Origin of the sequence: Rhizobium metallidurans, assembly GCF_014196505.1 — a bacterium.
GTDB lineage: Bacteria > Pseudomonadota > Alphaproteobacteria > Rhizobiales > Rhizobiaceae > Rhizobium > Rhizobium metallidurans.
Map to the genome: position 1 here is coordinate 24,281 of NZ_JACIDW010000002.1, position 25,885 is coordinate 50,165.

At 63.1% G+C, this 25,885-nt stretch carries 31 protein-coding genes; 10 read left to right on the top strand and 21 right to left on the bottom strand.

The window, feature by feature from the left end; translation table 11 throughout:
• The first annotated feature begins 60 nt into the window (after positions 1-60).
• Together GGQ67_RS03990 and GGQ67_RS03995 are read left to right on the top strand one after the other, a co-directional pair.
• Positions 61-876 carry a class I SAM-dependent methyltransferase gene (locus tag GGQ67_RS03990; RefSeq protein WP_183898911.1) on the top strand — a complete coding sequence of 272 codons (816 nt, stop codon included), beginning with the start codon at positions 61-63 and terminating at the stop codon, positions 874-876.
• 94 nt (positions 877-970) lie between these two features.
• Complete coding sequence (locus GGQ67_RS03995; RefSeq protein WP_183898912.1) at positions 971-1,657, top strand: glutathione S-transferase family protein; 687 nt, start codon at positions 971-973, stop codon at positions 1,655-1,657.
• A 29-nt stretch (positions 1,658-1,686) separates the two neighbouring features.
• Here the strand turns inward: GGQ67_RS03995 and GGQ67_RS04000 are convergent, their stop codons facing one another.
• The 4 genes from GGQ67_RS04000 to GGQ67_RS04015 all read right to left on the bottom strand — a co-directional run bounded on the left by GGQ67_RS04000 (position 1,687) and on the right by GGQ67_RS04015 (position 5,629).
• Positions 1,687-2,505, bottom strand: a complete 819-nt coding sequence (locus tag GGQ67_RS04000; RefSeq protein WP_183898913.1) for an ATP-binding cassette domain-containing protein — start codon at positions 2,503-2,505, stop codon at positions 1,687-1,689.
• Positions 2,506-2,515: 10 nt separating this feature from the next.
• A complete protein-coding gene (locus tag GGQ67_RS04005) occupies positions 2,516-3,364 on the bottom strand; it encodes an ABC transporter permease subunit (protein ID WP_183898914.1) in 849 nt (282 codons plus the stop codon).
• A 98-nt stretch (positions 3,365-3,462) separates the two neighbouring features.
• Positions 3,463-4,638: an FMNH2-dependent alkanesulfonate monooxygenase gene (ssuD, locus tag GGQ67_RS04010; protein ID WP_183898915.1), complete on the bottom strand. Its 1,176-nt coding sequence runs from the start codon at positions 4,636-4,638 to the stop codon at positions 3,463-3,465.
• A 28-nt stretch (positions 4,639-4,666) separates the two neighbouring features.
• A complete protein-coding gene (locus tag GGQ67_RS04015) occupies positions 4,667-5,629 on the bottom strand; it encodes an aliphatic sulfonate ABC transporter substrate-binding protein (RefSeq protein ID WP_183898916.1) in 963 nt (320 codons plus the stop codon).
• A gap of 260 nt (positions 5,630-5,889) precedes the next feature.
• Between GGQ67_RS04015 and GGQ67_RS04020 the strand changes: the two genes are divergently transcribed.
• Positions 5,890-6,759 carry an NAD(P)-dependent oxidoreductase gene (locus GGQ67_RS04020; protein ID WP_183898917.1) on the top strand — a complete coding sequence of 290 codons (870 nt, stop codon included), beginning with the start codon at positions 5,890-5,892 and terminating at the stop codon, positions 6,757-6,759.
• Positions 6,760-6,845: 86 nt separating this feature from the next.
• Here the strand turns inward: GGQ67_RS04020 and GGQ67_RS04025 are convergent, their stop codons facing one another.
• The 3 genes from GGQ67_RS04025 to GGQ67_RS04035 form a co-directional block, all read right to left on the bottom strand.
• Positions 6,846-7,334, bottom strand: a complete 489-nt coding sequence (locus GGQ67_RS04025; protein WP_037178648.1) for an Lrp/AsnC family transcriptional regulator — start codon at positions 7,332-7,334, stop codon at positions 6,846-6,848.
• A 65-nt stretch (positions 7,335-7,399) separates the two neighbouring features.
• Positions 7,400-8,035 carry a uracil-DNA glycosylase family protein gene (locus GGQ67_RS04030; RefSeq protein ID WP_183898918.1) on the bottom strand — a complete coding sequence of 212 codons (636 nt, stop codon included), beginning with the start codon at positions 8,033-8,035 and terminating at the stop codon, positions 7,400-7,402.
• Positions 8,029-8,568 (bottom strand): thermonuclease family protein, encoded by a 540-nt coding sequence (locus tag GGQ67_RS04035; protein WP_183898919.1) that lies wholly within the window; start codon positions 8,566-8,568, stop codon positions 8,029-8,031. The genes GGQ67_RS04030 and GGQ67_RS04035 overlap by 7 nt, the downstream gene beginning before the upstream one ends.
• Before the next feature lie 105 nt (positions 8,569-8,673).
• On the opposite strand from GGQ67_RS04035, the gene GGQ67_RS04040 reads away from it, so the two are divergent.
• Positions 8,674-10,209, top strand: coding sequence for a sensor histidine kinase (locus GGQ67_RS04040; RefSeq protein ID WP_183898920.1), 1,536 nt, complete (start codon positions 8,674-8,676; stop codon positions 10,207-10,209).
• Positions 10,210-10,215: 6 nt separating this feature from the next.
• Here the strand turns inward: GGQ67_RS04040 and GGQ67_RS04045 are convergent, their stop codons facing one another.
• The 3 genes from GGQ67_RS04045 to cobT all read right to left on the bottom strand — a co-directional run bounded on the left by GGQ67_RS04045 (position 10,216) and on the right by cobT (position 12,966).
• Positions 10,216-11,316 carry a hypothetical protein gene (locus GGQ67_RS04045; protein WP_183898921.1) on the bottom strand — a complete coding sequence of 367 codons (1,101 nt, stop codon included), beginning with the start codon at positions 11,314-11,316 and terminating at the stop codon, positions 10,216-10,218.
• 111 nt (positions 11,317-11,427) lie between these two features.
• Positions 11,428-11,808 (bottom strand): diacylglycerol kinase, encoded by a 381-nt coding sequence (locus GGQ67_RS04050; RefSeq protein WP_183898922.1) that lies wholly within the window; start codon positions 11,806-11,808, stop codon positions 11,428-11,430.
• Between the two features lie 135 nt (positions 11,809-11,943).
• Positions 11,944-12,966 carry a nicotinate-nucleotide--dimethylbenzimidazole phosphoribosyltransferase gene (gene cobT, locus GGQ67_RS04055; protein ID WP_183898923.1) on the bottom strand — a complete coding sequence of 341 codons (1,023 nt, stop codon included), beginning with the start codon at positions 12,964-12,966 and terminating at the stop codon, positions 11,944-11,946.
• A 137-nt stretch (positions 12,967-13,103) separates the two neighbouring features.
• Between cobT and GGQ67_RS04060 the strand changes: the two genes are divergently transcribed.
• The 3 genes from GGQ67_RS04060 to GGQ67_RS04070 are packed head-to-tail and all read left to right on the top strand — an operon-like array spanning position 13,104 to position 14,813.
• Positions 13,104-13,886 (top strand): adenosylcobinamide-GDP ribazoletransferase, encoded by a 783-nt coding sequence (locus GGQ67_RS04060; RefSeq protein ID WP_183898924.1) that lies wholly within the window; start codon positions 13,104-13,106, stop codon positions 13,884-13,886.
• A 19-nt stretch (positions 13,887-13,905) separates the two neighbouring features.
• Entirely contained in the window at positions 13,906-14,115 is a 210-nt protein-coding gene (locus tag GGQ67_RS04065; protein WP_183898925.1) for a DUF1289 domain-containing protein, read from the top strand.
• Positions 14,112-14,813 (top strand): retropepsin-like aspartic protease family protein, encoded by a 702-nt coding sequence (locus GGQ67_RS04070; RefSeq protein WP_183898926.1) that lies wholly within the window; start codon positions 14,112-14,114, stop codon positions 14,811-14,813. The genes GGQ67_RS04065 and GGQ67_RS04070 overlap by 4 nt, the downstream gene beginning before the upstream one ends.
• 7 nt (positions 14,814-14,820) lie before the next feature.
• Here the strand turns inward: GGQ67_RS04070 and GGQ67_RS04075 are convergent, their stop codons facing one another.
• The 8 genes from GGQ67_RS04075 to GGQ67_RS04105 form a co-directional block, all read right to left on the bottom strand.
• Positions 14,821-15,582, bottom strand: coding sequence for an ABC transporter permease (locus GGQ67_RS04075; protein WP_183898927.1), 762 nt, complete (start codon positions 15,580-15,582; stop codon positions 14,821-14,823).
• Positions 15,579-16,505, bottom strand: a complete 927-nt coding sequence (locus GGQ67_RS04080) for an ABC transporter ATP-binding protein (protein WP_183898928.1) — start codon at positions 16,503-16,505, stop codon at positions 15,579-15,581. The genes GGQ67_RS04075 and GGQ67_RS04080 overlap by 4 nt, the downstream gene beginning before the upstream one ends.
• Positions 16,506-16,655: 150 nt before the next feature.
• Positions 16,656-16,904 carry a hypothetical protein gene (locus GGQ67_RS04085; protein WP_183898929.1) on the bottom strand — a complete coding sequence of 83 codons (249 nt, stop codon included), beginning with the start codon at positions 16,902-16,904 and terminating at the stop codon, positions 16,656-16,658.
• Positions 16,905-16,980: 76 nt separating this feature from the next.
• The gene (locus GGQ67_RS04090) at positions 16,981-18,267 is read right to left on the bottom strand and encodes an extensin-like domain-containing protein (RefSeq protein ID WP_183898930.1); all 1,287 of its coding nucleotides are present in this window, start codon (positions 18,265-18,267) and stop codon (positions 16,981-16,983) included.
• A gap of 102 nt (positions 18,268-18,369) precedes the next feature.
• Positions 18,370-18,546: a hypothetical protein gene (locus tag GGQ67_RS25100; RefSeq protein WP_210279537.1), complete on the bottom strand. Its 177-nt coding sequence runs from the start codon at positions 18,544-18,546 to the stop codon at positions 18,370-18,372.
• 18 nt (positions 18,547-18,564) lie between these two features.
• Positions 18,565-18,804, bottom strand: coding sequence for a hypothetical protein (locus tag GGQ67_RS04095; RefSeq protein WP_183899414.1), 240 nt, complete (start codon positions 18,802-18,804; stop codon positions 18,565-18,567).
• Between the two features lie 170 nt (positions 18,805-18,974).
• Entirely contained in the window at positions 18,975-19,133 is a 159-nt protein-coding gene (locus GGQ67_RS04100; protein ID WP_183898931.1) for a hypothetical protein, read from the bottom strand.
• 157 nt (positions 19,134-19,290) lie between these two features.
• Positions 19,291-20,952, bottom strand: a complete 1,662-nt coding sequence (locus tag GGQ67_RS04105; protein ID WP_183898932.1) for an alpha/beta hydrolase — start codon at positions 20,950-20,952, stop codon at positions 19,291-19,293.
• 238 nt (positions 20,953-21,190) lie between these two features.
• Between GGQ67_RS04105 and GGQ67_RS04110 the strand changes: the two genes are divergently transcribed.
• From GGQ67_RS04110 to GGQ67_RS04120, 3 genes are all read left to right on the top strand, one after another.
• Complete coding sequence (locus GGQ67_RS04110; RefSeq protein ID WP_183898933.1) at positions 21,191-21,577, top strand: acyl-CoA thioesterase; 387 nt, start codon at positions 21,191-21,193, stop codon at positions 21,575-21,577.
• Between the two features lie 80 nt (positions 21,578-21,657).
• Positions 21,658-22,104, top strand: a complete 447-nt coding sequence (locus GGQ67_RS04115) for an SRPBCC family protein (protein WP_183898934.1) — start codon at positions 21,658-21,660, stop codon at positions 22,102-22,104.
• 22 nt (positions 22,105-22,126) lie between these two features.
• Positions 22,127-22,465: an ArsR/SmtB family transcription factor gene (locus tag GGQ67_RS04120; RefSeq protein ID WP_183898935.1), complete on the top strand. Its 339-nt coding sequence runs from the start codon at positions 22,127-22,129 to the stop codon at positions 22,463-22,465.
• Between the two features lie 25 nt (positions 22,466-22,490).
• Here the strand turns inward: GGQ67_RS04120 and GGQ67_RS04125 are convergent, their stop codons facing one another.
• The 3 genes from GGQ67_RS04125 to GGQ67_RS04135 form a co-directional block, all read right to left on the bottom strand.
• Positions 22,491-23,663: a DUF1501 domain-containing protein gene (locus GGQ67_RS04125; RefSeq protein WP_183898936.1), complete on the bottom strand. Its 1,173-nt coding sequence runs from the start codon at positions 23,661-23,663 to the stop codon at positions 22,491-22,493.
• A gap of 10 nt (positions 23,664-23,673) precedes the next feature.
• Entirely contained in the window at positions 23,674-25,239 is a 1,566-nt protein-coding gene (locus tag GGQ67_RS04130) for a DUF1800 domain-containing protein (RefSeq protein WP_183898937.1), read from the bottom strand.
• A 127-nt stretch (positions 25,240-25,366) separates the two neighbouring features.
• A complete protein-coding gene (locus tag GGQ67_RS04135) occupies positions 25,367-25,720 on the bottom strand; it encodes a DMT family protein (protein ID WP_183898938.1) in 354 nt (117 codons plus the stop codon).
• Between the last annotated feature and the right edge of the window lie 165 nt (positions 25,721-25,885).

Sequence of the window (25,885 nt, forward strand, 5' to 3'; positions counted from 1 at the left end):
TTGCAAAACCGCGCCTCTCGCCTTAGAGGCAGGGCAACGAGAAAACGATGGTGGATTGTGATGGCCAGGAAGATCGACGAAGACGCGCTCGCGGAAGCCTATAACCGCGCTTTGGCGCTGGAAAAGGCCGGCGATGTCGATGCCGCTGTTAAGGCCTATGAAGAGGTGCTGGCGATCGATCCCGACGATCACGGTGGTGCTGCCGTGCGCATCGCCGCCATGGGCCGCGGCGAAACGCCGGCCAAGGCGCCCGACGCCTATGTCGAAACGCTCTTCAACCAGCACGCCGAAGTCTTCGAGGACGTCCTCGTCGAGCAGCTCGGCTACCACGTCCCCATGCTGGTGCGCCAGCGCCTGCAGGCGCTGAACCTCGGCCCCTTCAAGCGCCTGCTTGATCTCGGCTGCGGAACGGGTCTCACCGGCGGCACGCTGCGCGATCTCTGCGAGGAGATGACCGGCATCGATCTCTCGGAAAACATGGTCGAGATCGCCCATGAGAAGGATCTTTACGAAACGCTGTTCGTCGCCGAGGTCGAGGACTTCCTCGACGACAATGACGAAGAGCCCTTCGACATCATCACCGCCACCGACGTCCTGCCCTATCTGGGCGGCCTCGAGCCCCTGTTCTTCGGCGCCGCCGAGAACCTGACACCGGGCGGCCTCTTCATCTTCTCCTCGGAAACCCTGCCCGAGGAGACGCTTGCCGGCCGCGCCTACATGGTCGGCCCGCACCAGCGCTTCGCCCATTCCGCGGCTTATGTCCGCGAACGCCTCGACGCCACCGGCTTCGAGCTGATCGAGATCACCGACATCAACGTCCGCATGGAAGAAGGCCAGCCGACGCCGGGGCACCTGGTGATCGCGAAGCTGCGCTAAAGGCCCGCTGGCGGATAAGCGCTTGCCGCTGACATGACGACATGCTGATATCGCGCCATTCGACATCCAGGAATGGCGCGAAGGATACGTTCTCATGACACTCGTCCTGCATCAGCATCCGCTTGCCTCCTTCTGCCACAAGGTGCTGATCGCGCTCTACGAAGGCGGCACGCCCTTCGAGCGCGTGCTGGTCGATCTTGGCGATCAGGCCTCGCGCACGGCCTTTCTGGCAGTCTCGCCGCTCGGCAAGATGCCGGCGCTTGAGGACAAGGGTCGTGGCCGGACCGTTTTCGAGACGTCCATCATCATCGAATATCTCGACCGCTACCATCCCGGCGGCGCGCGGTTGATCCCCGGGGATTTCGACGCGGCGCTGGATGCGCGGCTATGGGACCGCTTTTTCGATCTCTACGTTCAGGAGCCGATGCAGCAGATCGTCAGCGAGCGCATGAGGGCCGATGGAAGCGAGGCAAGGGCAGAGGAAGCGCGTCAGGCGCTGAAGCGCGCCTATGCCGTGATCGAGGACAAGCTGGCGGCTGGCGGCTGGATCACGGGTGAGAACTTCACCATGGCCGATTGCGCCGCCGCACCCGGCCTGTTCTACGCCGAGACACTGGTGCCTTACGGCAGCGACTTGCCGAAGCTTGCAGCCTATCACCAGCGCCTGATGCAGCGCCCGTCGGTGGCCCGGGTGCTCGAGGAAGCCATGCCATATTTCAAGTATTATCCCTACAAGGAGAACCTGCCCGCCCGCTTCAGGCCGACCGACACCGAAGGCTGATGCCCGGCCTGAAGCTCAACCGTCACTAATCAGTGACCACCATCCGTTCCGAGAATGGCCGATAGCAGCCGCCCCTCCAGCTCCGCCAGATCCGGGTTGCCGTGACGGCGTGGATGCGGTTGGGGAATGGCGAGGTCAAGCGACACCCTGCCCTCGTCGAGCACGATCACCCGGTCCGCCAGATGCACGGCCTCGCTGACGTCATGGGTGACCAGAACGGCGGTGAAGCCGAGCTCCCGCCAGACCCGCGCCAAGAGCTCCTGCATGCTGATCCGCGTCAATGCATCGAGCGCGCCCAGCGGCTCGTCCAGCGCCAAGACACCTGGACGGCTCACAAGCGCACGGGCAAGCGCCACGCGCTGCCGCTGTCCGCCTGAAAGCCGCGCCGGCCACTCACCGGCCTTTTCCGCCAGCTGCACTTCCGAGAGCACGGCCTCGACCTCCCGCGCCACGATCCGCCGGTCGAGCTTGTCGCCAAGTCCGACGGCGACGTTGTCGGCGACATCAAGCCATGGCAGCAGCCTCGGCTCCTGGAAAGCGATACGCGCATTGGCTTCGCCGCCGCCGGGCGTATCGAAGGCAAGCTCGCCTGATGTCGGCGCGTCGAGCCCCATGAGGATGCGCAAAAGCGTGCTCTTGCCGCATCCGCTCTTGCCGATCACCGCGACGAACTGCCCGGCCGGAATGTGCAGGTTGATCCCCCGCAGCACCCGGTTGGCGCCAAAGCTCTTCTCCAGTCCTTTCAGGGTGATCGCCGCGGCGCCGCTACGCGCACGCCGGTCCGTGTCGATCGTATATTCCGGCGCATCCGCTGCGCCCTGGAAGCGCTCATGTGCGATGAGGGTCATGGCCTGTCTCCTACTTCTGATAGACCGGGTTCCACCTGAGCGCCCGGCGCTCGAGCGAACGGGCCACGACATCGGCGAGCTTGCCGAGAAGCGCGTAGATGACGAGCGCCAGCACGACGACATCGGTCATCATGAATTCGCGGGCATTGTTGGCCATGCGACCGATCCCCGACGACGCGGCGATAGATTCCGAGACGATCAGCGTCAGCCACATGATCCCGAGCGCATAGCGCAGCCCGACGAAGATCGACGGAAGCGCGCCGGGAAGGACCACCTTGCGAAACAGCGTCCAGCTGCTCATCCCGTAGACCCGGCCCATCTCGATCAGATCGCGATCGACATTGCGCACGCCGTGATAGGTGTTGAGATAGACGGGAAACAGCACGCCGAGCGACGTCAGGAACAGCTTGGATTCCTCGCCGATCCCGAACCACAGGATGACCAGCGGGATCATTGCCAAATGCGGAATGGTGCGCAGCATCTGCAGCGTCGTATCGGTCAGCTGCTCGGAAAGCTTCGAGACGCCATTGGCGATCCCGAGCAGAAATCCGATCGAACCGCCGACGACGAGCCCGGCGAAGGCTCGCCCCGCGCTGACCAGAATGTCGTTCGGCAACTGCCCCGATAGCGTCGTCGACCAGAAGGCCGCGGCCACGTCGGCAGGGGATGGCATGATCCGCGACGAGATCAGGCCCATCGAGCAGCCGGCCTGCCACGCCACGATGATGGCGAGCGGCACCAGATATGGCAGCAACTTGTCGCGCCCCGGCGCCGGCAGGCGAAAACCCGCTCCGCCTCCGCTCCTGCCAGCTTTCCGCTCCGCCGGCGCCCGGCCGATCGGCGTATCGAATGTCGACATGGATTCTTCCTCGCCTCTGTGTCGCCGTGGTCAGGCCCGCGGCAGACATGTGTCCATTGAAACGCCGCCCGCGCCCGGCGGACAGCGCCTATGTTCGATCAGGATCCGGAGACCACCTTGAGATTGCCGCCATGGCTGCCGCCGCCGAAGACCTGGCGCTTGCCGAAGTCGCTGTCGAACCCGTGGCGCTGCTCCTTGCGGGTGATGCCGAGTTCCGGGAACAGCAATTCGGCGACGCGATAGGCTTCCTCGAGATGCGGGTAACCGGAGCCGATCACCGTATCGATGCCGGCATCCTGGTATTCGCGCAGCCGCGCGGCCACCGTCTTCGGCGAACCGACCAGAGCCGTGCCGGCGCCGGCGCGTACCAGCCCGACGCCGGCCCAGAGGTTCGGCGACACCTCGAGCTTGTCGCGGCGGCCACCATGCAGGGCCGCCATGCGCTTCTGCCCGACGGAATCGGACTCGTTGACGAAGCGCTGCTGCGCCTCCCGGATGGTTTCGTCGTCGAGCTTGGAGATCAGCCGGTCGGCCGCGGCCCAAGCCTCCTCGTCGGTTTCGCGAACGATGAAATGCAGGCGTATGCCGAAGCTGACCTCACGGCCTTTATGTGCGGCGGCCGCGCGCACCTTCTGGACCTTCTCCGCCACCTGTGCCGGCGGCTCGCCCCAGGTCAGATACTTGTCGACCCGGCCGACAGAGAAATCGATACCGGCATCCGAGGAGCCGCCGAAATAGAGCGGCGGACGCGGATTCTGCACGGAGGGGAAACCGAGGCGCGCATTGGTGGCCTTGATGTACTTGCCGTCATAGCTGGCGACGCCCTTCTCCAGCAGCTCCTCGAACACCGTGAAGAACTCGTCGGCATGGGCGTAGCGCTCGTCATGCGCCAGCGTGATGCCGTCGCCAGCAAGCTCGCCGGGACTGCCGCCGACGACGATGTTGAGCAGCAAGCGCCCGTTCGAGATGCGGTCGAGCGTCGTGGTCAGCCGCGCGTAATAGGCGGGCGATGCCGTGCCGGGACGGATGGCAACCAGGAATTGCAGCTTCTCCGTCTTCGTCGCAAGGGCCGCCGCCGTCACGAAGGATTCCTCGCAGGAGACACCGGTGGGCAGGAGCACGCCGGAATAGCCGAGACGATCGGCCGCCTGGGCGATCTGCGTGAGATAATCGAAATCCGGCGCGCGGTTCAGATCGTTGGAACCGAGATAGGCGCCGTCGCCCGATGTCGGAATGAACCAGAGAAAATTGATGGGATCGTGCTTGATGCTCATGAGAGTGATCCTTGTATGGGAGACGCGCTCAGCTGGCCGGATGCCAGATGGCGCTACCGACTGTGAGCTGCTTCGGCACGATGCCGAGATTGTAGAACTCGTCGGCCAGCGCCTGCTGGTAGGCGGCCGCCTCGTCGCTGATCGTCGAAACGCCGCCGAGATCCGCGCCCGCGCGCGTCAGCGTGACGCGGGTGATGTCGACGGGAACGCCGGTGATTTCCGAAAGCTCCTTGATCGTGTCATCGAGCTTGCCCTGCGCCGACCGGCCAACCTTCGCGAGTTCGTCGATGACATCGCTCACGACCTGGCCGTTCGCATCCGTGAAACCGGAATTGGCGAGGAAGTAGCTGTAGGACGGCACGACCCCTTCGGCGGTCGACAGGATGCGCGTCTTCGGATCGGCCTCCACGATCGCGAGATAGGGGTCCCAGATCGACCAGGCGTCGATGCTGCCATTCTTGAAGGCGGCGGCGGCATCCGCCGGCGACAGATCGATCGGCTCGACATCGTCGATCTTGAGGCCGGCCTTGCGCAGCAGCTTGACGGTGACGTTGTGCGCGCTCGATCCGCGCTTGAACGCAACCTTCTTGCCCTTCAGGTCCTCGACCGTCTTGATGTCGGAATCCTCAGGCACGACGATCGCCGAGCCGGCGGGGCTGCCGCGATAGGTGCCGACATAATAGAGCTGACCGCCCGCCGCCTGTGCAAACAGTGGCGGCACATCGCCCGTCGCGCCGAAATCGAGCGCGCCGGCCCCCAGCGCCTCGAGCAGCGGCGGCCCCGAGGTGAATTCGGACCAGCTTACCGTAATGCCCTTGTCGGCAAGCCGCGTCTCCAGCGCGCCTCGGCGCTTGGCGAGCGCCAGCACGCCGTTCTTCTGCCAGCCGATGCGAAACTCCGTGGCGGCGGCGCGCGCCGGCCGGATGGCCGGCAGCACGGCGGTCGCTGCTGCGGCGCCCAGAAGTCCCAGTGTCTGTCGACGTGAAATCATGGCTTTCCCCTTTTCGATCGGCGTGTTCCGGCCCGATCTCCGAAGCCGCCGTGTTTACGATGAGGAAAGTTTGTTGAATTCTATAAATTATATCGACAATTATGTTTGTGATTTTCGGCCCACTCGAAATTATCCTGACCCGATTTCGGCCTTTGAGCGGAATTTTGTTCCAAGACGCACGACGCGCACCATTTCGGCGGCTTTCCGCCTCGCCCTATTTGGGCTACTCCTCAAGCCAGCATTCATGAAAGGATAGGCAAATGGCAAAAGTCGCATTCATCGGTCTCGGCGTCATGGGTTTTCCCATGGCAGGTCATCTGAAGGTGAAAGGCGGCCATGATGTCACTGTCTATAACCGTACCGCCGCCAAGTCGGCCGCCTGGGTCGAGAAGTTCGGCGGCAAGTCGGCCCCGACACCGGCCGAAGCGGCACGCGATGCCGATTTCGTCTTCACCTGCGTCGGCAATGACGATGATCTCCGATCGGTGACATCGGGCAAGGACGGCGTTCTGCAGACGATGAAATCTGGCGCGATCCTGATCGACAATACCACCGCCAGTGCCGACGTTGCCCGCGAACTCCATGCCGCGGCCAGGGAAAAGGGTATCGGCTTTATCGACGCCCCCGTATCGGGCGGCCAGGCAGGTGCCGAAAATGGCGTGTTGACGGTCATGTGCGGCGCCGAGGACGCCGTCTATGAAAGGGCAAAGCCAGTCATCGACGCCTTCGCCCGCATGGTCGGGCTGATGGGCGCGCCGGGCGCCGGCCAGCTCACCAAGATGATCAACCAGATCTGCATCGCCGGCATCGTCCAGGGCCTCGCCGAGGGCATCCATTTTGGCAAACGCGCCGGCCTCGATATCGAGAAGGTCGTCGACGTCATCTCCAAGGGTGCGGCCGGCTCCTGGCAGATGGAAAACCGCCACAAGACGATGAACGAAGGCAAGTACGACTTCGGCTTCGCCATCGACTGGATGCGCAAGGATCTCGGCATCGTGCTCGACGAGGCCCGCCACAACGGCGCCAAGCTGCCCCTCACCGCTCTCGTCGATCAGTTCTACGGCGACGTCCAGGCCATGGGCGGCAATCGCTGGGATACGTCCTCGCTGCTCGCCCGCCTGGAAAAATGACGATCCTTTTCAAAGACTGACGGCAACAAGAAAACAGACGGGCGAGAAACCTCTCGCCCGTCGTCAGTCAGAACAGCGGTTGAGGATCAGTCCTCGTTGGACTTCGAGCTGTCGAGGATCATGTAGTCGAGCGGCAGCTGCGTCGAATACTTGATCTGCTCCATCGCGAAGGCAGAGGAAACGTCGCGGATCTCGATCTTGGCGATCATCCGCTTGTAGAAGGCGTCATAGGCCGCGATGTCAGGCACCACGACGCGCAGCAGATAGTCCACGTCGCCGCTCATCCGGTAGAACTCGACGACCTCGGGGAATTCGGCCACAACTTCCGAAAACCGCCGCAACCATTCGATCGAATGCGTTGCGGTGCGGATGGACACGAAAACCGTGACCTTGGTGTTGACCTTTTCCGGATCGAGGATGGCCACACGGCGCTTGATGACACCGTCTTCCTCCATTTTCTGGATACGGCGCCAGCAAGGGGTGGTGGACAGGCCGACCTTCTTTGCGAGATCGGCAACCGCCAATGTTGAATCTTCCTGTAAAAGACGCAGAATCTTGCGGTCCAGACGGTCCATAACGCAGCCCCTTCGAATTATTTTTCTTGTATAGCGCGATTCCAGCCATTTGAAAGAAATTTGTTTCAGCCTGACAGCATCGTGACGCGCGTCCGCAAGACGGGCAGCAATTCCTCCTCAAACCACGGATTGCGCCTGATCCAGCCCGAGTTGCGCCAGCTCGGATGCGGCAGCGGCAGGATGGCCGGCGATCGATTGGCAAACAGGATCTCCCGCCACATCAGGACCGTCTCGGTCACGCTGCCGCGTCGCTCGTTCCGCAAATGCCATGCCTGTGCGTATTGCCCGATGACCAGCACGAGTTCGATCTGCGGCATGGCCGCAAGCGCGGGCAGCCGCCACAGTGGCGCGCATTCCCGCCTGGGCGGCAGGTCGCTGCCTTTGGCGTCATAACCGGGAAAGCAGAAGCCCATCGGCACGATGGCGAAACGGTCGCGGTCGTAGAAGGTGTCTCGATCGACCTGCAGCCATTCGCGCAGGCGGTCGCCCGATGCATCGTTGAAGGGAATGCCGCTTTCATGAACCTTCAAGCCCGGCGCCTGTCCCGCGATCAATATCCGCGCCTTGGTCGAGATCACGGCGACCGGCCGCGGCTCATGCGGCAGCTGGTGACCAGTTCCGCGCAGAGGTTCGTCGCGACAGACCCGGCAGCGTCCGATCGCGGCGCGCATCGCTTCCAGTCCATCCGTCGCGTCTACCATCCGAAGAAACCTCTGCCGCCGCCGGAGCGGCTGCCATCCTGCCCGCCGTCGCGGAAATCGCGAGGCCTCTCGAAGGAGCCGGCCCAAAGACCAGCCTTTCGCGACCGCGCCTCGGCCTCCTCGTCACCGTAGGCGCCGTAAGAAACCGCCATGCCCCGCCGCACCATCAAAGCGTTGAGATCGGCGCCGCCGGCACGACACACCACGAGCAGCCGCTGGAAGCGATCTCTTTGCGTGCCGGCGCAGCGCGCATCGTCGGCGGCGACGAGGCCCTGCAACATGCGCCTAGCCTCCTCGCCGCACGCCCATCGCGCACCGCCCCGCTCGCATGTCTGGGCAAGCTCTGGCGCATCGATGCCCTCAAGCCGCATCCTCTCCGCGCCGATCGCAAGGCTGTCGCCATCGGCGGCGCGGAAGCGGCCGGCAAGGGAAATCTCCGAGACATCATTGAGCTTGGCCGCGATCATCCAGATGACGGCAAGCAGCGCGAACGCCGTCACCCCGTCACGAACGGTCCTGAACCCCCGCGTCACGGTTTCGCCTCCTTCAAAAACAAACCCTTGGCAAAATTGGCAAACAACTTCTTAATATTTGAGCCCTAATATTCCGGCGTCTGCAGATCAAGCGTCACGTGTGGAATGAGTAACGGCGTTAGCACATCGACCGATAAGAATATCGTCGACAAGTCACGGAGTCACCGCAACAAGCCCGTCGCAAAGGCTGTACGTGTGACGCGTGAGCGCCTGCAATCGAGCCATGCGCCGAGCGGCGCCTTCGATCGCGACGTGCTGACCATCTATATCAACGCCGTGCTGCAGGGCGCCTCGATCATCCCGCTGTTCGTGATCATCATCGCGATCCTCGGCATCTATTTCACCGGCGACACCCAGATCGTGCTCTGGGCCATACTGACGCTGACGGCTCATGCCGCCAACGTGTATCTGGCGCGCCGCGCCCGCAAGCACGAGATGACGCTGATCCGCACCCGCAAATGGCGCCGCCTGCTCCTGCTCGGCCAGTTCCTGATCGGCTGCTGCTGGGCCTATTTCGCCGTTCAGGACTGCGCCACCTGCGAGCCCGCCAACCTCGTGCTCTACAAGGGCGCGACGCTGTTGATCGCCCTGTCGCTGACGGCGATGTGGAATTACATGCTGACGCCGTGCGTGCTGGTGACCTTTTCGCCCGTCGTCTTCGCCCTCGTCGCCAAATCCGGCATTTCGCGCGAGATCCTCGAGATCAGCCTGACCGCGACGCTGACCACGACCGTCATCTTCTTTCACTACATCAGCGACCAGCTGTTTCGGCAGAACCTGCGCATCCTCGCCTATCAGGCTGAGAAGGACGACCTGATCGCCGAACTCGAAGTCGCCAAATCCATGTCGGACGAGGCGCGGCGCCGGGCGGAAGAGGCAAACCTCGCCAAGTCCCGCTTCCTCGCATCCATGTCGCATGAGTTGCGCACGCCGCTGAACGCGATCCTGGGCTTTTCCGAGGTGATGTCGGCCGAAGTCATGGGACCGCTGAACAACGCGACCTACAAGGAATATACGAGCGACATCCACCGCTCGGGCCAGCATCTCCTGAACCTGATCAACGAAATCCTCGACCTTTCCCGTATCGAGGCCGGAAAATACGAGCTCAGCGAGGAGGCGATCTCGCTGCTGGATATTTCCGAAGACTGCATCGGCATGGTGCAGCTGCGCGCCCGCGGCAAGAACATCACCATCTCGCAGCAGTTCGAGCTCGAACTTCCCGCGGTCTGGGCCGACGAGAAATCGATGCGCCAGGTGATCCTCAACCTCTTGTCCAATGCCGTGAAGTTCACGCCGCAGGGCGGCGAGATCATGGTCAAGGTCGGCTGGACGGCCGGCGGCGGCCAGTACATCTCAATCAAGGACAACGGACCGGGAATTCCCGAGGACGAGATACCGGTCGTCCTATCCGCCTTCGGTCAGGGCTCGATCGCCATCAAGAGCGCCGAACAGGGCACCGGCCTCGGCCTGCCCATCGTTCAGGCGATCCTCGCCAAGCACGACGGCCAGTTCATCCTGAAATCCAAGCTGCGCGAAGGCACCGAAGTCATCGCCATCCTGCCGGCAAGGCGCGTGCTGCAATCGGTTCCGGCCGTCGAGGACGCCCAGGCCGTCTCCCGCAAGCGCCGCAGCTTTGCGTAAAGCGGGCTATCGAACGATCGCCTTAAAATCTTTGTCATCGGCAAAGTCCTGCAGATCGTTGTCGTAGCTGGCGGCATCCGCGAGTTCGGCAATTGCCGTCTTGAAGCTCGAATTCAAACGCACGGCCTTTCGAGCCGCATCAAGCACCGCCAGACGCGCAAGCCGTTGCTCGCCCTCCGGGGCTCCCGACTCTCGCAGGGCATGGAATTTCTGACCGTATGCGGCCGCCATCAGGTACCAGTAGTAGGCGATCTTGACCGCCGGTGTCTTCACGAGCTTGTTGCCGAGCGTGATTGCGTTCCGATATCCCTGCGGTTGATAGAGCACATTCTTGATGATCTCGAGACTGTCGTTGATCGAGAGTTCGTCCGCAACCGACGTGTAGGCCATCGGCACACTCATTGACGCCTCGCCAATCATCGCCGCCGCGTCCTTGAAATCCGGGACATCCGTCTTAAGCGGCAGGTCGCCGATCTCCTCCGAGAGCCTGATCTCCACATATTGAAAGAGAGGCGACAGGTAGATGCGGGTATAGATGTAAAAGAAGATGAAGCCGCTAACGAGACCACAGACGAGAAGAAACGGCCCCACGGCGGGAAGCGCGCCCGCGCTGGCTTGTCCGTCAATGATGAAGACCTGCGCTTTACTGCTCAAGAAGTCGCTGAACTGGTTAAACGCGCGATCCAGCGAGCCTATCTGCGTCAGCCCCACGCCGACCAACATCGTCGTCAACCACTCTGATATTCGCTCCAGATTGGTATTCGACCCCAGCAGTCGTTCTCTCTTTAGAGCCGTATTGACTGCAGCAGTCTTCGTCCGAGATGCTGTCTCTTTAGCGGCAGCCGTCGGTGACGGATTGTCCTTTGCAAGTATCCGCGGAACGGAAAAGAGAAAGCCAAGCAATCCGCCGATAGAAATCCCGACAAACACGATCAGCCCGCCAATGCCGATCGCGGCAACCCAATCGCCGAGTTGCGCCAGAGCCATGAAGCCAAGCGTTGCCGTCGTTACGACCGCCCCGACAATCGCGAGCAGAACCGCATGCCTGTTACGCTCAGCCTCTTCACGCTCGGAACGCTCAGTTTCTAGAATGCTGCCTACGGCCACGACTGCCTCCCTCTTTTGCTCTGGAGGGAACCATGGCGGACATCAAGAGCACCCAAAAGATGCACTTATGGCGTAAACGCAACCGATTACATCATAGACTGGCAACCGACCTCAGCCGAACATCAAATGCTTGCCGATCGTAAACAGCATGAAGATGCCGCAGGCCGTCAGCATGCAGAGAACGGCGAACGAGCCGAGATCCTTGGCGTGCTTGCCGACGCTCGAGATTTCCGGTGAAATGCGATCGATGACTTCCTCGATCGCGGTGTTGAGCGCTTCGATGGCGAAGACGGTGAGAAACAGGATGACGGCGATCATCAGTTCGGCAAGCGTCGCGCCCACCGCCAGGAGCAGCACAAGCGCCACGACGGCGAATAGAAGCTCCTGCCGGAACGCCGCTTCCTTGATCAGCCGCCTGAAGCCGCCGAGCGAGTAGCCGGCGGCGGCAAAAAAGTGGCTGATGCCGGTGAGTTTGGTCACGGCAGGTTTCATCAGGCGTCCTCGTCGTCAGGTAGGTGGCGGCAATGCCTGCCGCTTCATATCAGAAAAATGCGAATAGCGTGCGCACGCCCGCATCGCAAGCCTTCTGTCACAAACCTGTCACGAACCTGAATACAGGCGATGGGCTCAGTGCTCGTGCTTGTTTGTCACACCCGCCTGCGCGAAGGTCGCCATGCCGGAATGGCAGGCAGCCGCCGCCTTGACGATACCGGCGGCAAGCGCTGCCCCCGTGCCCTCGCCGAGCCGCATGCCAAGCGCCAGAAGCGGCGTCTTGCCGAGCATCTCGATTGCCTTGAGATGGCCGGGCTCTCCGGAGACGTGACCGATCAGGCAGTGATCGAGCGCCGAAGGATTGGCCGCCTGCAGGATGGCGGCCGCCGCCGTCGCCACGTAACCGTCGATCAGCACCGGGATGCGCTCGACGCGCGCCGCCAGGATCGCCCCCGCCATCGCGGCGATCTCGCGGCCGCCAAGGCGGCGCATGATCTCCAGCGGATCGTCGAGGTGATCGCTGTGCAGCGCCACCGCCTTCTCGACGGCGGCGACCTTGCGCTCGAACATGTCCCCTTGCGAACCGGTGCCGGGGCCGACCCAGTCGCGGGCGTTGCCGCCATAGAGCGCGTAGTTGATCGAGGCTGCGATCGTCGTGTTGCCGATGCCCATCTCGCCGATGCAGAGCAGATCGGTGCCGCCGGCGATGGCCTCCATGCCGAAGGCCATGGTCGCGGCGCAGTCGCGTTCCGAAAGCGCGGGCTCCTCGGTGATGTCACCGGTCGGGTAATCGAGCGCCAGGTCGAACACCTTTAGCCCGAGATCGTAGGCCACGCAGATCTGGTTGATCGCAGCCCCACCGGCCGCGAAATTCTCGACCATCTGCTGCGTCACCGTCGGCGGAAAGGGCGTGATGCCCTGCTTCACGACACCGTGGTTGCCGGCGAAGATCGCCACCAGCGGCCGGTTGACGGCGGGCGTGCGGCCGGTCCAGGCGGCCAGCCAGAAAGCGATTTCCTCGAGACGCCCGAGCGAGCCCGGCGGCTTGGTCAACTGGGCATCGCGCTCGCGGGCGGCGACAAGCGCCCGTGGATCCGGCCCCGGCAGATCGCGCAGAAGTGCCCGGAAATCGTCGAACGGCAGGCCTGAAACGCTCATGGATGCGGCTTCCTTGTCTCGTCTGTAATCTTGTCTTATGGCTGCAAATCAGCTTCTTTCGCGGCCACTCTTAAATCCAGCCGCGAAGCGGAACAACTCTAAAAAGCGCCTAACATCATCCCCGGGAGCGGACGCGCATGAACATCGCAACCTATGTGGCGGATATCGCGCGCGCCACCGCGTTCCTCAGCCGCATTCCGATGCCGAAAGCCGCCTTCGCGGGATACGACGGAAAACTCGGCCGAGTCGCGCGCGCCTTTCCGGTCGCCGGCATCGTCATCGGCCTGCTGCCGGCGGCGGTTCTTTTCGTGATGCTCGCCCTGCAAGCGGACCGGCTGATGTCGGCCCTGGTGGCGCTGGCCATACAGGCGATCGTCTCCGGCGCACTGCATGAGGACGGCCTTGCCGATTGCGCCGACGGCATCGGTGGCGGCCGCGATCGCGCCCACCGCCTGTCGATCATGAAGGACAGCCGCATCGGCACCTATGGCGCCATCGCGCTGATCCTCTCCTTCGCCATTCGCGCCGCCGCGATTGCCGCGATCGCCCGCGGCGTGGTTCCGCTCGCGGCCGCCCTTGCCCTGCCCGCCATTGGCTGCATCAGCCGCGGCGCGCTCGTCTGGCACTGGCACCGCCTGCCGCCGGCGAAAGCCGATGGCGTGGCCGCCGCCGTCGGCCAGCCGAGCGAAGGCGTCATGCAGATGGCGGTCGTCTCGGCCTGCGCGCTGGCGGCACTGCTGATCTGGCCGAGCCTTGGCCTCTTGCCGCTCATCTGCGCGCTGCTCGCCGCCGGTCTGAGCGCGATGATCTTCACCCGACTGGCCCGTCTTACCCTATCCGGCCATACCGGTGATACGCTGGGCGCCACCGCTCAAATTTCCGAGATGGCGGCGCTGTGCGCTCTTGCCATGGCTTTGTGAAACAACGATATGATTTCTCATGGTCAGCCCCTGCGTCAACATCTGCTCCATTGCTTCATCCAGCGGCTTGTGCGCGGGCTGCGGCCGAACGATCGAGGAGATCGCCGGCTGGGCGGCGTTTTCGGATGAAGAGCGGCACGCGGTGATGCGCCTGCTGCCCGCCAGGATGAAAACGATTGGGCCCTCGACATCGCCCGCGACCACGGCAAGCACGGAGCTCACCGCATGAACAGGCTGACGATTGGACTTGGCGGTCTCGGCATCGGCCTTCTCATATTGCTCTTCAACAGCGACAGCCCGAGAATCCTCGGCGTCAGGACCGACGATTTCGGCCGCATGCTCTATCTCCTTCCCATCGCGCTGATGCTGGCCGCCGGCATATGGGGACGACGCATCAGCGTCGGCGAGACCATGCGCCATATGATGATCTGGCTGGTGCTGATCCTCGGCCTCGCCACCGCCTACCTCTACCGCTACGACGCACTCAGCGTCGGCAACCGCCTGCTGGCGGGGCTGATACCCGGCCGGGCCGTCGTCACGACCACGAGCGACGGCAGCAAGGAGGTCATCCTGTACAAGCTGCAGAACGGTCATTTCGAGGCCGATGTCCAGATCAACGGCCAGACCATCTCGATGCTGGTCGATACCGGCGCCAGCATGATCGCGCTCTCGCGCCAGGATGCCGAGCGCGTCGGCATCATCCCCGACAACCTGACCTATTCCATGAGCGTCACCACCGCCAACGGCCGCACCCAGGCCGCGCCCGTCACGCTGTCGGAAGTGGCGATCGGCCCCATCGTGCGCAACAACATCGCCGGCAGCGTCGCCGAGGATGGGCGGCTCGACCAGAGCCTGCTCGGCATGAGCTTCCTCGGAACGCTGGGCTCGCTGCAGATGCAGCCGGACGAACTCAGGATGCGCGATTAGAGCCGCGTCAGTTGCGCAGCTTGTAACCCGTCCTGAACATCCAGCCGAGCGTTCCCAGGCAGATCGCCAGGAACAGCGAGATCATCCCGAGGCTGATCAGCGGATTGACGTCGGCGATGCCGTAGAAGCTCCAGCGAAAGCCGCTGACCAGATAGAGCACCGGATTGAAATGGCTGACCGCCTGCCAGAAGGGCGGCAGCATGTTGATCGAATAGAAGCTGCCGCCAAGGAATGTCAGCGGTGGAACGACCAGCATCGGGATCAGGTTCAGCTGCTCGAAATTGTTCGCCCACAGACCGATCATGAAGCCGAACAGGCTGAAGGTCACGGCCGTCAGCACGAAGAACAGCGCCATCATGAAGGGATGCTCGATCCTGACCTCGACAAAGAAATTCGCCGTCAAAAGGATGATCACGCCGATCATCAGCCCCTTGGTCGCGGCTGCCCCGACATATCCGAGCAGGATCTCGGCCATCGCCACCGGCGCCGACAAAACTTCGTAGATCGTGCCGGTGAACTTCGGAAAATAGATGCCGAATGAACCATTGCCGATGCACTGCCCAAGCAGCGTCAGCATGATCAGGCCCGGCGTGATGAAGGCGCCATAGGAAATCCCCTCGACTTCCTGGATGCGCGAACCGACGGCGGCGCCGAAGACGATGAAGTAGAGCGACGTCGAGATCACGGGCGAGACCACGCTCTGCAGCAAAGTGCGGCGGGTGCGGGCCATTTCGAAGAGATAGATGGATTTGATGGCTTCGAAGTTCATTTTGCGCCTCCCACGAGCGCCACGAAAATGTCTTCGAGCGAACTCTGCTGCGTCGACAGGTCCTTGAAATGGATGTTGTGTTCGGCAAGCCGCTTCAGGAGGGCGGCGATGCTTTCCTGATCGTTCTCGGCGTCGAAGTCGTAGGTCAGACGGTTGCCGCCGGATGTGATCGCCAGGCCGTTGCCGAGGAAGCTCTCCGGCAGCGCGTCGAGCGGCTCGGTCAGCTCCAGGATCAACTGCTTGCGTCCGAGCTTGGCCATCAGCGCCGTCTTGTCCTCGACCAGAAGCAACTCGCCGCCATTGATCACGCCGACGCGGTCGGCGATCTCCTCCGCCTCCTCGATGTAGTGTGTCGTCAGGATGATCGTGACGCCCGCCTCGCGCAGCTTTTCCACGACGTGCCACATGTCCTTGCGCAGGGCCACATCGACGCCGGCCGTCGGCTCGTCCAGGAACAGGATTTCAGGCTCGTGGCTCAACGCCTTGGCGATCAGGACGCGCCGCTTCATGCCGCCCGAGAGCTGGCGCAGCGTATTGTCCTTCTTGTCCCACAGCGACAGGTCGCGCAGGACCTTCTCGATATGCGCGGGATTGGCCTTCTTGCCGTGCAGGCCGCGCGAGAAACTCACCGTGTTCCATACCGTTTCGAACTGGTCGGTGGTCAACTCCTGCGGCACGAGGCCGATCATCGACCGCGTCGCCCGGAAATCCTTCACCACATCGTGGCCGCCGACGAGCACGGTCCCGCCGCTCGGATTGGCGATGCCGCAGACGATCGAGATCATCGTCGTCTTGCCGGCGCCATTCGGACCGAGAAGCGCGAGGATCTCGCCCTTCTCGACATCGAGATCGATGCCTTTCAGGGCCTGAAAGCCGTTACTGTAGATTTTCGTAAGATTGCGGATGGAAATGATGGGGGCCATGCAGGGCTCTTGAAGACGAAAGGAAGGATTTCGCCGCTATATAGCCGCTCGGCGACAATTTGACATCCCATGCACGCCGAACAGAGTATTCATTTGCTCGAAAACGACGCAATTGAAAACGCGGTTTTCGCCTTCCGGCAAGCGTCCCGCCTACCAGGCACCATTGACGCTGCAGCCCGCAGGCGGCAGCGTCTTGCCCTCGAAGCGCTCTTTCAGCATCTCGCAGCCCTTGGCGCGAATGAATTCCGGCATCTTCATGTTGAGGCTGATACCGACCTCATCGAACGGATCGCTCGCATAGGCCACATACATGTACCAACGGCCGCCGAACACCGCGACGGCGGCAATGACGACGATCGCGACGAAAAACAGAATATTGGGGCGCTTGCCTTCGACCACGACGGTCTCCTCTTATCGATGGGGAGCCCGTTTAAAGCGATTCCCGCGGCCACGTCGATGCCGGACCGCCACACGCTCAGTCGCAGTAGATCTTGCCGCTCTTGCGCTCGCGCAGATCGAAATGGAAGTGGTTCCAGTGCTCCGCATTGCTGCCCGGCCCGAGCACCGTGTTGAAATACTTGCAGCTGTCGGAACGCACGGCCTGCAGCAGCCGCCCCTCGCGGAAGGAGAACAGCCCCTTCTTGCGCACGTCGATTTCCTGCCCGCTCTTCAGCACGAACTTGCCGACATCGATCGCGTTGGCGCGCGAATGCTCGGACATCGGATTGTATTTCTGCCGGCTGTTGTTCATCCGGCGGCAGCTGTAGCCGCCAAGCGGCTCGATCGTCTTGATGCCGGACCAGTAGCGATACCGCGCCGACGGCGCCAGCTCGTTCTTCACCCACTTGGCGAAGGCCAGCGTCACCTGGCAGTTCAGCGTCGCCGCCGGGCGCACGCCGATATTGCCGGACAGCCCCTGCAGCGAAATCGGGTAAGGCACCTGGCACGCCGCCCCGTTGGAGATCGGCGGCTTGTCGGTGAAGATCACGCCCATGCGCTTCAGCTCGCGCCGGCAGGCCAGCTCCGAACTCGGCATCACGTCCGGCACCGCCGGCTGGCTCATCTGCGGCTCGCTCGCCATCGGGTCGTTCGCCATCGGATCATTCGGCCGCAGCATCGCCACGTCTTGCGGCTCGCTCTCTTCAGGCACCCGCGACGGCGCCGCGATGGTGCTGGCGCCGTTCCAGATCTGCTCCTGCCCGCCCGTCGGCTGACTTCGCGGTCCTGGCGAACGCATGCTGTTCAACTGGGTGGGATTGTCCGTGCCGATACCATCGACGACAGGCTGGTCCGATTGCCCCTCGGCGATCTGCTGTTGCTGTTCCTCCGCAAGCCCGGTGACCGGCTCGGCCCCGAGCTCGGCATCCATGTTGACGCCCTCGGCCGGCACGGCAAGCGACTGCGTTCCGCCCCAGCTCGCCGGCTGGCCGCCGAACTGGCCCGCGACGCCGCGCGCGCCTGCGGACGCCTGATCGCTGTTCATCGGCGGCAGCGCGGTCGATTGCCCGCGGCCGGCAGGATCGGCCGTATTCAGATAATCGGCCGAGCCCTGGACCGGCTGGCTGCTGGCGGGGTAGGCCTGTTCTGTGGCGGAGGACGGAATGTCGACAGGCGCCTGGCGTCGTGGCGGCGAGATGGACCCGACCTTCGTGCCACGATCCACGCTGCCGGGCGGAACAAGCGCGTCCGTCGAGCACGTCACCAGCGCCGTGGACAACAGCACGGGCAGCACGTAACGCCGCATTGTGGAAACAAACGCCATACTCTTATCGCTTCCTGAGATCGGCAGTGACCAAGAAACTTCAGTGCAAATTTAATAAAAAGCGGTGAACGAAACCTTACCCCGGGTTGAGCGACCGAGGGCTCACCGATCACGTTTGCCGGGAAGTTTGAAACAAAAGCCCTGTTCGGCTGCGGGAATGCGATGATCACGGTGCGAAAGTCTCAAGCCGGCGATGCGAACAGGCTTCTCATCACGCGACTGCACGCGGCGATCAGGAATTTGAAGAAGCGGATGGAAGCAGGCGGCGCGAATACGCAAGCCGCGTCGCATCAGGCGTCAGTTGGCGTAAAGCACTTCCTTGTCGTCCGACAGTTTGATCGCGACGCGATGACCTGCCGGGCGGCCGGTTCCGTAGATCTCGTTCATGATCTTGGCGACCTCGACGGCATAGCCTTCGGTCAATCCGTTGAGAATCTGGCCGCCAAAGCATGCAGGCTCGTCGGTCTGATGATCCCAGACCATCCACATATCGAGCGGATCGCAAATGACATCGTAACGTGGTCTGGAGCTATTCATCGGTAAACGCCTTCACTACCTCACTCTCCTAGGTTGCGGCCGATTAATTGTTTCCTTGCGCCACCCGTGAAAACGAATGGATGATTTATTGTATTCCGCGCCTTCCCGACGGCGGCCGCCGCGATGGCATTGGCAAAGCTGCACGCAGCAGCTTCACCCGATCCGTGGCGTTACCGCGCCTGCACGCTTCCGGTAACGATGCGATCGGTCTTCTCCAGATTCATCTGCGGCCAGTTGGACGCGGTCTCGGATGCAGGACGGCTGCCGATGGCAAGGATCGTGACCAGGCCGGCAACGACGGCGGAAAAAAGCAACCCGCTATAAGTCATCAGTTTGAACCTCAAGGATGTGGTTTCCCAGCCACTCGCGGGCAAACTGCTATGAGAGCCTAAACGAACCCATAACAAACGTGGTTAATCGGGATGATATTCCCGCTTATGAACAGTCGAAACCGGACAGAAGGTGAACGCGCGGCCAGATTCCAGCTCAATCGTTGTCGCCCTGTTGCGCCGCCGCATCGGCGAAACGTGCCTTGAGGGCCGTCACCTCGCCAGGATCGACGGTCAACGCGGCAACGGCGATCCATGCATCGATATAGTGCTCTGGCGCGTAGACATGGCCATAGCCAATCGGCGACGTCGTCGCGATCATCAGGTCGAACAGCAGCTGGAACATGGTCAGAACGGGAAACCATCTGAGGCTCTTAGAAACATCCGGCCCGCGCGGCGCCTGCATCCATGCGGGCTCCCGGTAGAAGGAGCGTGGATCGAAGAACGTCACCGCGTCGCTCGCATACTGCAGATAGACGATCCGCATCGGCCCCCATGGCGCAGCGCCGGGAAAATCGAGTTGGTTCTCCTGGTTGGTGAACCGGATCACCGAGCCGTCGCGGAAGGTCGGCAGCCATGCCGGCGATTGCGGATTGCGCCCTGCCGTCACCGCGTTCCACATCCTGCTCTCGAAAGGCGGCCCGCTCCAGAGCGCGCCCTGGAACGGATCGGCGATGACGTCGAAGATGTCGGCGGACAGCTGCGAGTTCAGCGCGCCGAGGCTCAAGCCATGCAGGTAGAGCTTCGGCCGCTTGTCGCGCGGCAGCGTCGTCCAGTAGCCATAGACCTCGCGAAATAGCGCCTTTGCCGACTGCGCGCCATATTCCGATTCAACCAGCAGCGACAACCAGCTCGACAGGTAGGAGTATTGGAGCGCCACGCTGGCGACGTCGCCGCGCTTGAGATATTCGAGCGTGTCCATCGCGGCGGGATCGACCCATCCGGTGCCGGTCGGCGCGATGATGACAAGCATGGATCGCTCGAAAGCCCCGTTGCGCTTCAACTCCTCGAGCGCAAGCCTGGCCCGCGCCTCGATCGTATCGGCGTTGTTGAGGCCGACATAGACGCGTATGGGTTCGCGCGCCTCGCCTTTCCAGAAGCCGCCGATATCGGAAGCGCTTGGACCGGAGGCAACGAAATGCCGCCCCTGCCGCCCGAGACCGTCCCAGGTGACCAGCGACGCCTTGCTTCCCGTCCTGGCGGCATCCGCGGGCATCGGCACGTCGTCCTCGATCAGCGCGTCCAGCCGCTGCATCGAGGAATCGATCGCGTGCAGCGCCCCGCGCAGCAGCACGCCCTCGGCAACCGACCAGAACAGCACCACGGCGATCGCGAAACCGATCACATTGGAGACACGCCGAGGCACGAAGCGATCAAGCCGCCGCGATGTCCATCGAACAGTCAGCAGGAACAATCGCCCGATGAGCACGGCCACAAGGAAGACGGCCAAAGCCAGCGCTCCGAGCTTGAAGGGCTCGGCGCTTTCGAGCGGCTGCATCCGCCAGAGCTCCCGGATCGAATTCTGCCAGCCGGCCGCCTGCCACAGGAAGACGACCGCGACGATCAACCCGCAGATCAGAACGGCGATCCGCTGCGACAGGAGCGGCCCGCGATACGGGAGTTCGAGATACTTCCAGAGACTGACGGCGGCCACGCCGATGAGATAACCCACGGCCGCGCAAACACCCGATAGAACGCCCTGGACGATATAGGATCGCGGCATCAGCGTCGGCGTCAGCGACGCGGCGAAGAAGGCGAAGGCGAGCGCCAGCCCGACTACCGAAAGCGAGCGAAAAAGACCACCGAGCAGACGCCTCATACGCTTCCCCATCCCCGTACGGACAAGCCCGCCCTCGGCCACAACAGCAACCGGACAGACGCTGCGAAGCTTACTATCGGAACGCGAAAACTCAAGCGTTTCCACCCCACCGAAAGCATCCACTCGCGGCGTACTAACAAAGCGGCACTTTGTCGGCACGCTGCGATTTCGGTTTTCAGGCCGATACGCTAGGCTCCGTCGGAATCGACCAGAAAACCCACCGTCAAAAGGAGCGCCGATGACCGAAGAACAAAAGCCGAGAGGCACGCTGACCCTCAGGACCATGGCGATGCCCGCCGATGCCAACCCGGCCGGCGACATCTTCGGCGGATGGGTCATGGCGCAGATGGACCTTGCATCGGGCATCTCGGCCGCCGAACGCGCCAAGGCGCGCGTCGTCACTGCCGCCGTCAAGGAGATGGCCTTCGCCCTGCCCGTCAAGATCGGCGATACGCTGTCCATCTATACCGACATCGAACGCGTCGGCCGCACCTCGATCACCCTCTGTGTCGAGGCCTGGGCGACCCGGGCCCGCTACAACAAGATGGAAAAAGTCACCGCCGGCACCTTCATCATGGTGGCTCTCGACGAGAATGGTCAGCCGACGCCCGTGCCGGCCGAATAGGTCGCAAACGAGGAAAGGCAACTTTTTGGTTGCCTTTCCAATCGAACCGGGCGATAAAAGGCAACCGGGAGGTTGCCAATATGTCAGATCGCATCGAGAAGACCATTGAACTGAATGCCCCTGTCAGCAGAGTATGGCAGGCCATCACCGATCATCGCGAATTCGGCGAGTGGTTCCGCGTCAGGATCGACGCCCCCTTCGTCGCCGGAGAGGAAGCCACCGGCAAGATCCTCTATCCCGGCTACGAGCATCTGCGCTGGACGGTCACCGTCAAGCGGATCGAGGAACCAACGCTGTTTTCCTTCACCTGGCTCCCCTATGCGGTCGATCCGGATCGAGACTATTCAGCCGAGATCCCGACGCTGGTCGAATTCCGCCTGGAGCCGATATCCAAGGGCACCCGGCTGACCATCACCGAATCCGGCTTCGACAAGGTCCCCGAATACCGCCGCGCCGAGGCCTTCCGCATGAACGACGGCGGATGGGCGGAGCAGGTGAAGAACATCAAGGCCCATGTCGAGCGCTGATCGAATGCCGAACGGTGAAAGCATGCCACAGGTCGATGCCGGGACCAGCGACCGGGACGCCGCGGCACTTTTTTCGGCCCTCGGCGACCCCACTCGCCTGTCCCTGCTGACGTCGCTGAGCGACGGCCGCATATCCTCGATCTCCAGTCTCTCCGGCGGCACGGAGCTGACACGCCAGGCGGTCACCAAGCATCTGATCGTGCTCGAAAAAGCCGGCCTCGTCGAAAGCATCAAGGTCGGCCGCGAAAGCCATTACAGTTTCCGCCGCGACGGCATCGATATCATGCGCGGCTATCTCGACGGCGTCTCCCGGCAGTGGGACGATGCGCTGGAACGCCTGCGCGCCTTCGTCGAGCGCTGAGGGCCGGGCGAACCGGCGCGCCGGTTCAAGCCCGCAGGAACTGCGATCCCTTGTCGAAGCTGACGCCGGGAAATATCTTCGCCGTCAGATCGTCCACCGTCACGTCGAACTGTCGGTAGAGCATGGCGGCCGCAAGCTCGCGCACGTCGGCCGTCGGCGCCAGATCGCGCTCGTCGAGAAGCTGCTGGTCGCCAAGGCCCGGCCAGCGGCCGAGAATGCGACCGCCACTGATCGCGCCGCCCGCCAGAACCGCGCAGCCGCCCGTGCCGTGATCGGTCCCTCCGGAACCGTTCTCCCGCACCGTCCGCCCGAACTCGGTCATCGCCAGCACCACGGTCTTCGACCAGATATCCGGCCCCAGCGTTGACTTCAGCGTGGTGATCGCCTCCGTCAGATCCTGCACCGGACGCTTGAATTGTCCGATCTGGCCGACATGCGTGTCCCAGCCGGTGATGGAGAAGCTGGCGATCCGGTAATCGCCCTTCAGCATGTTGCCCGCAAGTGCCGCCACATCCGCTACCTTCTGGCCACGCGGCCCGCCGGGCTCGGCCACCATCGAGGCGCTGTTGGCCCGCGTCGCCTCCTCCATGGCCTTGGCGAAAGCCGGGTCGCCAGCATAAAGCCGTTTAAGGAACTGCGTCTCGTCGCGGGCCGGCCCGAGATTGGAATCGGACGCCCACACATCGACATTGTTGGGCCCGGTCAGGATCAGCTCCGTCGAGGTGTTGACATCGATCGCCTTGCGCGCGTCCGATCGCGGAATGACGGCAAGCGCGCGGTTCAGCCACCCCGTCTTTTCCTCCGAGACATGCTCGCCGCCCGATTCAAGCATATCCTGCCCGTCGAAATGGCTGCGCTGGTCGCGATAGGGCGTCGACACCGCATGCACGAAGGCAAGCTCACGACCGCGCCACAATGGCATCAGACCCGCCGCCGAAGGATGCAGGCCGAAATGCCCGTCGAGATCGATAAGCCCGGTCTCCGGCGTCAGTGCCAGCGTCGGCCGGAACGCGGCGAAACCGGCATCGCCATAAGGCTGCACCAGCGCCAGCCCGTCCATCGCCCCGCGCAACACGATGGTGACGAAGCGCTTGTCTCCCGGCATCGACGCGAAGGTGACGGGCGTCAGGACAGGGGCCGCCGCGAGGCAGCAGGCGGAAGCAAGGAAGCCGCGGCGCGATAGCGTGAAATCGGTCATTTCAAAGCTCCTATCGACGATTGAACTCGGGCGATGCCAGGGCAAGCATCAGGCCGGTTGCCTTGTTGGGCGCCTGGCTGACGACGCGGATCGTGTCGTCGCGCGCGGCATCGCCAAGCGTTGCCTTGAGGAATTCGCGGGGATCGAGCCCCTGCCCGAACTGCGCCGTCGCCCGCCGCGCCCAGCCGAGCCGCTCGGCCAACTGGCTGGCCGTGATCCAGGCCGAAAAACTCTCCTCGAAGCCGGCCGGGCTCGGCGGCAACCAGATCGGCTGCCCCATGCGCCTCAGCGCCCCCTGCCCGAGCGCCCTTGCCGTCCGCATCGCCTTGCGGCGCTTGACCCTGTCCTCGTCGCCAGGATCGGTCGTCGGCGGCCCGCCGCCGCCGGCGGTCTCTCCGCCCTTCATAGCGCCTTTGGCGCCGCCGCTCATAGCGCCACCCATGTCAGCAACACCAGGAGCGACGGCATCGTCCTGCTGGTTATCCCTGAAGAAGGCCGCGACCGTTCCGTCCCCGGCGCCGGCATTCAGCGCCCGGAGACCGGCCACGACGAAATCGAACGGCTGACGCGCCTTCGCGCCGTCGTTCGCCCAGGCCGCCGGATGGTCGAGCATGGCGCCGTAGACTGCCCTGAGATCGCCGTCGGTCTTCTTCCAGGCGCCGGCCATCTCGGCGAGCAGTCCCTGATCCGGCTGATCGGCAACGAAATGCACCGCCAGCTTGCGACAGATATGCGCCGCCGTCTTCGGATTGGCGGCGAGATCGTCGAGCATGGCGAGATAATCGCCCGCTCGCCGCTTGTCACCACCATAGCTGACACCGAGAACCTCGTGACGGCCGGGCTCGGCGATGTTGGGGCGAAACGCCATGTCCATCTCCTGCCGGTCGATCGTCAGCCCGGTCAAAACCATGGCGGCGGCCCGCACGTCGGCCTGCGTGTAGCCGCTGCCGGCCCCGAGCGTGTGCAGTTCCAGCAATTCGCGCCCGAGGTTTTCGTTGAGCCCCTTCTTCTGCCGCATCCCGCCCTTGGAATCCGGCCCGAGCGACTGCGCCTGATCGAGATAGATCAGCATCGCCGGATGCTCGGTGGCAGCGCGCAAGAGGTCCGAAAAGCGCCCGCCAATACGCGGCCGGATCGCTTCGGCCTCGTAAAGCGGCACCAGCAGCCGCATCGGCAGGCTCTTGTTGGCGCTGGTGGAAAAGTGATTGGTCCAGAAGGTGGAAAGACGCTCCTCAAAACCGTTGGGCGACATGACCGCCTGCAGCAGCCGCGCATTCGCATCCAGCTGGAAGCTGCGCTGCGCCTGCTTCTGCAACACCTTGCGCCGCGCCCGGCGCGTCTGGTCGTCGTCGCCGCTTTGTCCGAGATCACGCAGGTTGGCTTGCAGCTCGGCGACCTCCCGGTGCCGCGCCGCGATGCCGCCGACGGGAAAGGCGACTGGCGCTCGCGCATCCGCGGTCGCCTGCCCCCCGTTCAACTGACGAAGCAGGTCGTCCTTGTTTCGCGGCGGCTCCTCGCCTGGCCGAAATCCATAACCGAAGCGGATGGCCGCCATCGTCGGAAAGGAAAGACTCATGACCTGTCACCTCCATATCCCTGGATGGTGACAGGCTGTCGTCAAAACCGTCGGAAATTGAGGCAGAGCCGCGACATGGACAATTTGTAATTCAAGGACTTACCAATCCCATCAGGCGGGATCGCGATCAGCCACGGAAGATGAAGGACGCCCCGACCGCGATCAGCGCAAAGCCGATGGCGTGGTTCCAGGTCAGGCTTTCGCCCAGCCAGAACACCGAGAAGCCGGAGAACACCAGAAGCGTGATCACCTCCTGCATCGTCTTCAGTTGCGCAGTCGTATAGACCGCCGAACCGATCCGGTTGGCCGGCACCGCCAGGCAATATTCGAAGAAGGCGATCGCCCAGCTGACGACGATTGCGACGAAAATCGCCGTCCCCTTGTGCTTGAGATGCCCGTACCAGGCGAATGTCATGAACACGTTGGAGGCAAGCAGCATGACGATCGGCCAGATGGCCGCGGGGCTGAGGGCAAATGGCATGTGTGATTCCCGAGAGTTGAAGCTGGCGCCAGCATGTACCGCCGAACGAAAGGGCTTCAAGAGGCTGGGCTGCCCGCGCCGCGACATTTCAGGCTGCGCGACATTTGAGACATCGCCGGGAACCAATCACGCTCCCTAGATCAAACATTCGAGCACGGCGATCCA

Coding starts and splice junctions, on each gene's coding strand:
- GGQ67_RS03990 (WP_183898911.1), top strand. CDS start 61: ATGGCCAGGAAGATCGACGAAGACGCGCTCGCGGAAGCCTATAACCGC.
- GGQ67_RS03995 (WP_183898912.1), top strand. CDS start 971: ATGACACTCGTCCTGCATCAGCATCCGCTTGCCTCCTTCTGCCACAAG.
- GGQ67_RS04000 (WP_183898913.1), bottom strand. CDS start 2,505: ATGACCCTCATCGCACATGAGCGCTTCCAGGGCGCAGCGGATGCGCCG.
- GGQ67_RS04005 (WP_183898914.1), bottom strand. CDS start 3,364: ATGTCGACATTCGATACGCCGATCGGCCGGGCGCCGGCGGAGCGGAAA.
- ssuD (WP_183898915.1), bottom strand. CDS start 4,638: ATGAGCATCAAGCACGATCCCATCAATTTTCTCTGGTTCATTCCGACA.
- GGQ67_RS04015 (WP_183898916.1), bottom strand. CDS start 5,629: ATGATTTCACGTCGACAGACACTGGGACTTCTGGGCGCCGCAGCAGCG.
- GGQ67_RS04020 (WP_183898917.1), top strand. CDS start 5,890: ATGGCAAAAGTCGCATTCATCGGTCTCGGCGTCATGGGTTTTCCCATG.
- GGQ67_RS04025 (WP_037178648.1), bottom strand. CDS start 7,334: ATGGACCGTCTGGACCGCAAGATTCTGCGTCTTTTACAGGAAGATTCA.
- GGQ67_RS04030 (WP_183898918.1), bottom strand. CDS start 8,035: ATGGTAGACGCGACGGATGGACTGGAAGCGATGCGCGCCGCGATCGGA.
- GGQ67_RS04040 (WP_183898920.1), top strand. CDS start 8,674: ATGAGTAACGGCGTTAGCACATCGACCGATAAGAATATCGTCGACAAG.
- GGQ67_RS04050 (WP_183898922.1), bottom strand. CDS start 11,808: ATGAAACCTGCCGTGACCAAACTCACCGGCATCAGCCACTTTTTTGCC.
- cobT (WP_183898923.1), bottom strand. CDS start 12,966: ATGAGCGTTTCAGGCCTGCCGTTCGACGATTTCCGGGCACTTCTGCGC.
- GGQ67_RS04060 (WP_183898924.1), top strand. CDS start 13,104: ATGAACATCGCAACCTATGTGGCGGATATCGCGCGCGCCACCGCGTTC.
- GGQ67_RS04065 (WP_183898925.1), top strand. CDS start 13,906: ATGGTCAGCCCCTGCGTCAACATCTGCTCCATTGCTTCATCCAGCGGC.
- GGQ67_RS04070 (WP_183898926.1), top strand. CDS start 14,112: ATGAACAGGCTGACGATTGGACTTGGCGGTCTCGGCATCGGCCTTCTC.
- GGQ67_RS04075 (WP_183898927.1), bottom strand. CDS start 15,582: ATGAACTTCGAAGCCATCAAATCCATCTATCTCTTCGAAATGGCCCGC.
- GGQ67_RS04080 (WP_183898928.1), bottom strand. CDS start 16,505: ATGGCCCCCATCATTTCCATCCGCAATCTTACGAAAATCTACAGTAAC.
- GGQ67_RS04090 (WP_183898930.1), bottom strand. CDS start 18,267: ATGGCGTTTGTTTCCACAATGCGGCGTTACGTGCTGCCCGTGCTGTTG.
- GGQ67_RS04095 (WP_183899414.1), bottom strand. CDS start 18,804: ATGAATAGCTCCAGACCACGTTACGATGTCATTTGCGATCCGCTCGAT.
- GGQ67_RS04100 (WP_183898931.1), bottom strand. CDS start 19,133: ATGACTTATAGCGGGTTGCTTTTTTCCGCCGTCGTTGCCGGCCTGGTC.
- GGQ67_RS04105 (WP_183898932.1), bottom strand. CDS start 20,952: ATGAGGCGTCTGCTCGGTGGTCTTTTTCGCTCGCTTTCGGTAGTCGGG.
- GGQ67_RS04110 (WP_183898933.1), top strand. CDS start 21,191: ATGACCGAAGAACAAAAGCCGAGAGGCACGCTGACCCTCAGGACCATG.
- GGQ67_RS04115 (WP_183898934.1), top strand. CDS start 21,658: ATGTCAGATCGCATCGAGAAGACCATTGAACTGAATGCCCCTGTCAGC.
- GGQ67_RS04120 (WP_183898935.1), top strand. CDS start 22,127: ATGCCACAGGTCGATGCCGGGACCAGCGACCGGGACGCCGCGGCACTT.
- GGQ67_RS04125 (WP_183898936.1), bottom strand. CDS start 23,663: ATGACCGATTTCACGCTATCGCGCCGCGGCTTCCTTGCTTCCGCCTGC.
- GGQ67_RS04130 (WP_183898937.1), bottom strand. CDS start 25,239: ATGAGTCTTTCCTTTCCGACGATGGCGGCCATCCGCTTCGGTTATGGA.
- GGQ67_RS04135 (WP_183898938.1), bottom strand. CDS start 25,720: ATGCCATTTGCCCTCAGCCCCGCGGCCATCTGGCCGATCGTCATGCTG.